This is a genomic window from Embleya sp. NPDC059213 (assembly GCF_042754445.1).
GTDB lineage: Bacteria > Actinomycetota > Actinomycetes > Streptomycetales > Streptomycetaceae > Embleya.
Genome location: NZ_JBHZAV010000287.1, coordinates 1 through 8,225, shown reverse-complemented (window position 1 = coordinate 8,225; position 8,225 = coordinate 1). Strand labels below are relative to the sequence as shown.

Annotated in this window: 5 protein-coding genes; all 5 read right to left on the bottom strand. The window is 74.8% G+C overall.

What is annotated here, in order from left to right; translation table 11 throughout:
* The coding region (locus ACFXMF_RS45180) for an ATP-binding cassette domain-containing protein (protein ID WP_380021211.1) at positions 1-1,243 on the bottom strand (1,243 nt) is incomplete at its 3' end.
* A complete protein-coding gene (locus ACFXMF_RS45175; protein ID WP_379991871.1) occupies positions 1,240-2,076 on the bottom strand; it encodes an ABC transporter permease subunit in 837 nt (278 codons plus the stop codon). The genes ACFXMF_RS45180 and ACFXMF_RS45175, both read right to left, overlap by 4 nt.
* Positions 2,073-2,990, bottom strand: a complete 918-nt coding sequence (locus tag ACFXMF_RS45170; protein ID WP_360311462.1) for an ABC transporter permease — start codon at positions 2,988-2,990, stop codon at positions 2,073-2,075. Before ACFXMF_RS45170 ends, ACFXMF_RS45175 begins: the two co-directional genes overlap by 4 nt.
* Positions 2,991-3,093: 103 nt before the next feature.
* The gene (locus ACFXMF_RS45165; protein ID WP_379991872.1) at positions 3,094-4,659 is read right to left on the bottom strand and encodes an ABC transporter substrate-binding protein; all 1,566 of its coding nucleotides are present in this window, start codon (positions 4,657-4,659) and stop codon (positions 3,094-3,096) included.
* A gap of 125 nt (positions 4,660-4,784) precedes the next feature.
* Entirely contained in the window at positions 4,785-8,177 is a 3,393-nt protein-coding gene (locus ACFXMF_RS45160; protein ID WP_380021213.1) for a KR domain-containing protein, read from the bottom strand.
* Positions 8,178-8,225: the final 48 nt, after the last annotated feature.

Here is an 8,225-nt window from a genome sequence, read left to right as displayed (position 1 = left end):
GGGGCTCCGGTTGGTGGGGGCCGCCGGAGAGCCGACCGGGTCGGCGGCGGGCCGTTTCGGCATCGAGGCCGACGGCGGCGAGCAGGCGCAGTGCCTCGTTCCGGGCCGGCGTGCGGGCGAACCCGACGAGGCCGCGCAGAGGGCGGGCGACGGCGCCGACCGCCCGGTGGGCGGGGTTGAGTTCGTCGCGCGGATCCTGCCCGACGTATTGCATGCGCCGCAGTTCGGCGCGCGAGCGGGCGGCGGCGGATCCGGCGAGCGGACGCGGGTCCGAACCCAGGTGGAGGCTGCCGGCGCGAGGGGGATGGAGCCCGGCCAGGGCGCGCAGCAGGGTGCTCTTGCCGCTGCCGGAAGGTCCGAGCAGGGCGATGAACTCACCGGCATGCACCCGGAGTCGGGCACGGCTGAGGAGCAGGGCGGCAGCCGAGTCCGAGTGGGTGAGTTCGAGGTCGCGCGCGGCCAGGACCACGGGCGCCGTGGACACCTGGGCGCGGGGTGGCCCGGTGCGGGATGGCCCGGTGCGCCGGGTGGTCGGGCCGGGACGGTCGAACCGCAGGACGGTGTCGGCGAGTTCGGCGATCAGCTCCGGGTCGTGGGTGGCCGTCACGGTCACCCGGGAGCGGTCGCGGTGTCGTGCCCGAATGAGGTCCGTGACGCGATCGGCCGTGGCCCGGTCGAGGCTCGCGGTGGGCTCGTCCAGGAACACCAGGTCCGGATCCGCGATCAACGCCACCGCCAGTGCGGCCCGTTGCGCCTGGCCGCCCGACAGCGCGCGAGGTCGGCGCTCGGTGCACTCGGCATCCAGTCCGAGCCGATCCAACAGTTCGGCGGCCTGCGCGCGGGCGACGCGGCGGGCGACGCCCCGGTCGACGGCGGCCTCGGCGACCTGGTCGAGGATCGCTCGACGGGGGTCGAGTGCGCCGTGCGGATCCTGGCCGAGCAGGCCGACGTGGCGCAGCCGCCAGACCCGGCCCCGATGCGCGGTCGGGCGGGCCGCGCCGCGCCAGGTCACCGTGCCGGCGGTACTGCGCAGCCCGGCCGGGAGCGGGCCGAGCAGGGCGCGCAGGGCCGTGGTCTTGCCGGAGCCGGACGGGCCGACCAGGGCGAGTACGCCGCCGGCCGGGGCGTGTGCGGTGAACCCGTCCAGGACCGGGCGACCGGCGGCGTCCACGACCCGGAGGCCGGCCGCCCGCAGCCCCTCGCCGATGGCGATCGGGCGTGTCGTGGGTCCCGGGGCGCTCATCGAGGGCCCGATCCGGTGCTTGCCCGCGCGACCGTGTGGGCGGCGCCGGCCACGGCGAGCGCCACGGCGGTCAGCAGCACGGCGGGGGCGGCCAAGGCGGCGGGGTTCAGGGCCGCGCCGGGCAGGTTCTCGCGCAACATCACCGCCCAGTCCCCCGTCGCCGGCACGTCGGCGGCCAACCCCAACACGCCGAGCGCGCACAAGAGTTGCAGCGCGGTGACGAAGCGCAGCCCGAAGTCGGCCGCGAGCAGCCCGGACATCGACGGCAGCACCTCGCGGACCAGGATCGCCGCCGGCCGCTCGCCCCGCAGCCGAGCCGCTCGCACGTATCCGCAGGCCGACGTGCGGGTCGCGGCATCGGCCACGATCCGGGCGGTGAGCGGTGCCCCGGACACGACGGTCGCGGCGACCACCGCTCCGGTGCCGGGGAGTACGGCCGCCAACAGCAGCGCGGGCAGCAGCGCCGGCACCGCGATCAGCAGATCGGCGACGAGGTCGACGGCGTACCCGACGCCCGGCCGCGCCCCTGCGGCAATCAGTCCGGCCGATGTCCCGACCAGGCACGTGCACGCGGCCGCCAAGGCGGCGACCATGAGCAGTCGGCGCCCGCCGGCCATCAGCCGGGAGAGCACATCGCGGCCCAGCACGTCGGTACCCAGCAGGTGTTCGCCGCCCGCCGGGGTCCACGGCACGCCGACGGGCGCGCCCGGGTCGTAGGGGGTCGCCGCGGGCCCGACGACCACGAACGCGACGAGCAGGCACCCGGCGGCGATCGGCAACAACGCCCACGAGCACGGCACTTGCCGGGACGCTCGGCGGCCGACGGCCCTCACCGGGCCTCCCGCCGCGCGATCGGGTCGGCGATCAGGTCGGCGATCAGCAGGATGCCCAGGACGACGATCGCCGAGCCGACGGCGAGCGCGTGCACGACGGGGGTGTCCCGGGTGGCGACGGCGGTGACCAGGAGTTCGCCCGCGCCGGCGTAGCCGAAGGTGCTCTCCGCCAGGGCGGTTCCGGCGGTCGTGGCCGATACCGCGACGGCGAGCACCCGCAGCGCGGGCACGGCGAGCGCGGGCGCGACGTGTCGGCGCAGGATGCGGCCGGCTGGTACACCGCGCAGGCGCGCATCGACGGCGTGCGGAGTCGACAGGGCGTCGGCGACGGCGCCGGCGAGCAGCGCGGTGCCGAACGCGGCGGTGGGCAGCGCGATGGTGAGTACGGGCAGGATCAGAATGCGGGGCTCCGTCAGGGGGTTGCCGCCGGGTGGCAGCAACGACACGGGTGGCAGCAGGGCGAGGCCGCCGGCGAACAGTGCGGTCAGCCCGGCGGCCACCACCGGTTGGGGGACGGCCGCGAGCGCGGTGGCGACGCCGGACGGGCCGGTGTGCGGGCGGCGCACGGCCCGGCGTCCGGCCAACAGGCAGCCGATCAGGCACATCAGCGCGGCGCCGGCGAGCGCGAGTCCGGCCGACACCAGCGTCGCGGGCAGTCGTTCGCCGATCACGGCGTACACCGGGCGGCCGGTGAGCAGCGAGTGTCCGCCGTCCCGGCCGGCCAGGTCCGCGATCGAGTGCAGCCAGCGCAGCCACAGGGGGTCGGTCAGACCGCGTTGGGCGCGTAGTTCGTCCAGTCCGGCGGAGCCGACCCGCCCGCCGCCCAGCGTGTCCGCGGCATCGCCCGGGAGGGCATCGCAGGCGGCGAACACCGTTGCGGAGACGGCCGAGAGCAGGACGGCCACGCGCAGCACGGCGGCAAGCGGCGCGAGCGGCGACCGTGGCCCCCACCGGCGGGGGCGCCGCTCGGGCGGACCGGCGACCGCCGGCCGCGACGGGCGGGTCACGATCACCGGTTCACCGGTCCAGCCAGACCGTGTCCAGGAGGAACCGACCGAAGCCGGGAGCGGTGGGCATCCCGTGCACGGCTGCGGAGGTGAGGTCGAGCCCGTCCCCCAGACCCCAGACGAGATAGCCGCCCTCCGCCCACAGTTCCTTCTGGAGCGTGCCCAGCCGGGTCTGCCGGACCGCGTCGTCCCGGTTGCCCATCGCCTCGCGGAAGCCGGCGTCCCAGCCGGGTCGGCGCCAGGCACTCTCGTTGCCGGGCGAGGTCGACAACAGCGTGACGCGGGCGACGTCGGTGAACGGGATGCCGCCGAAGTAGCCGGTGTAGAAGTCGGCGGTACCCCAGACGGCGCTGAAGTAGGTGTCGGGCGGCTCGTTGCGGACGGTGACCTGCACGCCGATCTCGGCGAGTTGGCGGGCGTACAGGGTCGCGGCGGTATCCATGCCCGGATAGGAGGTGGTGGTACGCAGGGTCACCCGTAGTCCGTCCGGATGTCCGGCCTCGGCGAGCAGTTGCCTGGCTCGGGCCAAGTCCCGGGGCCGCTGGGCCAGATCCTTGGGGTACGAGGGGTCGTACGGGGTCGGCAGGTCGTTGCCGATGCCGCCGAAGCCGAGGAAGACGGTGTCCACCAGGGCCTTGCGGTCGGCGGCGAGCTTGAACGCCTCGCGCACCCGGGGGTCGTCGAAGGGTGCCCGGTCCAGGCGCATGACGAACGGGTAGGCGGTGACGCCGGTCCGGCGCACCACCCGGGCACCGGTCCCGGCGGTCTTCGCGGCGGCGGGGCCGACGCTGCCGGCCGCGTCGACCTGTCCGGAGGTGACGGCCGCCGCGCGCGCCTGGGGGTCGGCGACGGCTCGGATCTGTATCCGGTCCGGGTGCGGACTCGGGCCCCACCACCGGGTGTTGCGGCTCAGCGTCGTGGTCTGCGTGTCGGCCGCATCCAGCCGGAAGGGGCCGGATCCTGGGGCCGGCCGGGCGAAGTCGGTGGTGCCGTCGGGCACCACGAAGGTGACGGATTCGAGCGCCTCGGGGACCAGGGCGTCCGGTGTGCGGCTGACCAGGTTCACCGTGTGTTCGTCGGCGGCGGTGGAGGCTTGCGTGTCGAACTGGGCGAGTCTGCCGTAGTTTTCGGCCGCCTTGCTCTGGATGCGGCGCAGCGAGAACAGCACGTCCGCGGCCCGGACCGGGCGCCCGTCGGTGAACCGCGCGTCGGTGCGCAGGTGCAACGTCCACCGAGTCGCCGACGGGTCGGCGTCCCAGGACGCGGCGAGCCGGGGCGCGGCGCGGCCGTTCGGGCCGGGCACGGTCAGCACGTCGTACATCAACGCGAAGCGTTGTACGTCGGACTCGTTGGCGAGCCCGCCGTGTGGGTCGTTGCTCGCCGTGGCCGGGCTGCCGGCGAGGGCGTAGCGCAGTGTGCCGCCGGCGCGCGGTGCGCCGACGGGATCTGCGGCTTCGGGGGCGGGCGGGTCGGACCGGGTGGAGCAGGCGGCCAGGAGACAGGCCGCGCCGGCGAGGTGGACGAGGGTACGAGCGGCGCGGCGTGGGCCGGCCGGCCGGGAGCGGGCGGTGCGCATGGGGTCCTCTGGTTCGGAACGGGATCGGAAACATGGCTGCGTACGAACGCGGGTGCGTACAAAGGTGCACGCGCGAACCGGAACGGAGCCGGACGAGATCGGGCGGGCGCGGGAAGAGCGCAGCCTCAGTCCTTCGTGCGCCCCCCGGCGGCGCCGGGTTCGACCGCCGTCGGCAGGTCGCGCAGCGCCCGGTCCACGAGCGCGACGATGTGGCCGAGGGCGGGCTCGCGCAGCAGGGCGTAGTGGTGGGCGTCGACGTCGACACAACTCGGTGGTGTGCTCAGGAAGGGCGTCCAGCCCAGGTCGGCACCGCCCGGAACGTCGTCCACGCCCATACCCGTTCCGCTGTTGCGCGGGGATCGTCGCGCGGCGCGCACGATGAGCGTGTCGGTACCGGCGTCCTTCAGCGGGTGGGCGGTGTGGCTGCCCAGCAGGCGCAGGTGGCGGGTGAAGACCTCGATGCGCTCGGCTGCGGTGTCCCGGACCCCGAGCAGGCCGGCCGCGCGCAGTCGGCGGGTGGCCTCGGGAATGCGCTCGGCGGGCGGTAGGGCGGCGAAGTCCGGGGCGGTGTCGAGGCCGAGGTCGAGGTCGAGGAACGCTTCGAGCGAGGAGAGATAGCGCAGGACCGGTTCGGTGTCCCGGGTCTGTTCGGCTTCCTCGGGGAAGGTGTGGATGTGGTCGGGCAGGTTGGAGTCGAGGAGGACGAGCAGTTCGACGCGCTCGCCGGCGTCGTGCAGCCGGCCGGCGATCTCGTGGGCGAGGATGCCACCCATCGACCAGCCGCCGAGGGCGTAGGGTCCGCGTGGTTGGCGGCACCGGATCGCCCGGAGGTGGCGCTCGACCAGCGCCTCCGGAGCGACGGGCGCCTTGGCGCCGACGAGTTGTGGGTCGGTCAGGCCGATCACCGGGCGGTCGGTGGTCAGCCGTCGGGCCAACTCGCCGTAGCACAACACGTCGCCGCCGGAGGGATGGATCAGGAACAGCGGGCGCGGATGCGCGCCGGCGCGCAACACCAGCGCCACGTCGTCGTCGCCTTCGACCGCAACGGGTGCCGTCGCCGCGACGGCGGCGACCGGTTCGTCGCCCCACGCCGTCGGATCGTCCGCGAGTCGGCGCACCGCCGCCACGTGGCGGGCGAACGCCGTGTCCACGTCGGCCGGTTCGAGGAGGTCCTCGGCGGCGTCCCATTGCAGCAGCAGGGCGCCGCCCTGCTCGAACGCCTGATGATCCAGCCACACCTGCGGCGTCTGGCTCACCCCGTGTACCGGGGTGCCGATCCAGTCCAGGTCGTGGCCGCCGTCGAGCACGTCGGCCAGGCCCAACGCGCTGGTGAACACGACGGGGGCGGTGTGCAACCGTCCGGTGCGGGCGGACTGTTCGGCCAGCACGTCCAGGGCGCCGAAGTCGCGGTGGTCCAGGTCCGCGAACAACCGGCGCTGTGTCGCCTCGGCCCGATCGGCGAACGGCGGCGGCGGCGTGGGGTGTCGGCTCTCGTGCAGCATGAGCGTGGTGAAGTCGCCGACCACCCGGTCCACATCGCGGTGGATCGTGGGCCGGTCGAACAGGGTGAGGTTGACGCAGAACCGGTCGCTTCCGGACCAGTGGGCGAGGGTGTCGGTGTAGGCGGCCAGGAGTACGGCGGTGGGTGTGAGTCCTCGGCGGGCCGCCGCGGCGCGCAGTCGGTGCCAGGTCTCGGGGGCCAGCCGGGCGGCGCGGCGCATGAACCGGGGCGGTTGCCCGGTCGTCGTCTCGGTCCGGTGCCCGAGCGCGGGCGGTCCCGGGAGGTCGGCGAGCCGAGCCCGCCAGAATTCGCCGGCGGCGTCGAACGAGGGACCGCTGCGCCGGCTTTCCAGGGCAGCCGCACAGGTGGCGAAGTCGATTGCCGGTAGCGGTAGTTGCTCGTCCGGATGGTCGTGGAAGTGTTTGATCTCGCGGTCCACCAGCAGGTAGCTCGCGGTGTCGCAGACCAGGACGTCGAATCCGGTGAACAGTCGGATCACGCCGTCGGGCAGCCGGGCGGCGGTCACGTCGAACAGCGGCCAGCGGTCGGGGCGTGGTGCGCGATGGGAGAGCCGTGCACGCAACTCGGCCAGTTTGCCGTCTCGTTCCGCCTCGTCCAGGTGGGTGAGATCGTGCACGCGGATGCGGTATCGGGGCACCCGGTCCAGGATGCGGTTGCGGCCCTCGGGGGTGATCACGGCGCGCAACATCGAGTGCCGGGCGATCACCCGGTTCAGCGCTTCCTGGTAGCGCCGCACGTCCAGGTCGGGACAGTGGTGTTCGAGGAAGAAGTGGCACGCGGTCCCGCCGTGCCGATATCCCCCGCCGCCGCCGACCCAGTAGGCGTGCTGAACCCGGGTGAGCGGAAAGTCGCGCACCGCGGCCGACGCCCGGGGGCGAGGCGGCGGGAGATCGGCGGGCACGGGAGACGCGTCCGACGGGGGCGACTCGGGGGGCGTCGCGCCACCCGATGGCATCGGGGTGCGGTCGAGGAGGCGGGCCAGGCCGGCGGCGGTCGGGTGATCGAGGAGATCGGCCAGGCGCAGGCGTACGTCGAACGTGTCGTGTACCCGGGCGAGCATGCGGGTGGCGAGCAGCGAGTGTCCGCCGAGCGCGAAGAAGTCCGCGTCCGGGTCCGGGACGGTGAAGCCGAGCAGGTCGGTCCAGATCGCCGCGATGGTGTGTGCTCGCGGATCCGCCCGGCGGCCGGACTCGGGCACACCCGGTGACGAATCCGCGGGCGCGGACGCCGGCACGATCGGCGGCGTGGCATCGTGTCGCAGCCGGGCGGCCAGGTCGGCCGGGGAGACGGCGACCACGGCCGGAGCCGTGTCGTCGGCCGCTGCGGCAAGCAGCAGGTCCAGGGCGCGGGTGCCCTCCTCGGCGCCGAGGGAGTGGGTGGCGGCGACGACACGTTCGCGGCCCGCGGGTCCGACCCGCCAGCCGTCCCAGGCGACACCGAGCCAGGTGGTGTGCGCGTCGGTGTGTCGGGCGGCGGTCGCCTCCAGTGCGCGGTTGGCGGCGGCGTACGGGCCCAGGCCCAGGCCGCCCACCGCGGCGGTGGCGGAGGACATCACCACGACGGTCGGCGGGCGCAATGCCTCGGGGAGGTCGCCGATGGCGGTGTGCAGGGCGTCGGCGGCGCCGACCTTGGCCCGTACGTGGGCGGTGATCGTCGCAAGGTCGCTCGCCCGCAGCGGTGCGATTCCGGCGGACGCGACGACACCGGCGGCGTGCACGACGAGTCGGGGCCGACCGTGTCGTCGGCCGACATCGTGCAGGAGCCGGTGAACGGCAGCCGAGTCCGTGGCATCACAGACGACGATCTCGACCCCGTGCCCACGCCCCCGCAGCCGCTCGACCCAGGCCCGACGGTCCCGCACGTTGCCCTCGAACACGGCGCCCGGTCCCGAGTCGGCGTCCGCCGGGTCGGGTATCCCGGTGCGGGAGGTGAGGACCACGCGGGCCCGGTGGGTGTGGGCGAGGTGTTCGGCGAGGGTGAAGCCGACGTCACCCAGGCCGCCGAGGTCGGCGTCGAGGTCGAGGAACCGGACAAGGGCCTGGCC

Bases quoted from the DNA above. Each gene is read 5' to 3' on its own strand.
- ACFXMF_RS45165 (WP_379991872.1), bottom strand. From the start codon at position 4,659: ATGCGCACCGCCCGCTCCCGGCCGGCCGGCCCACGCCGCGCCGCTCGT.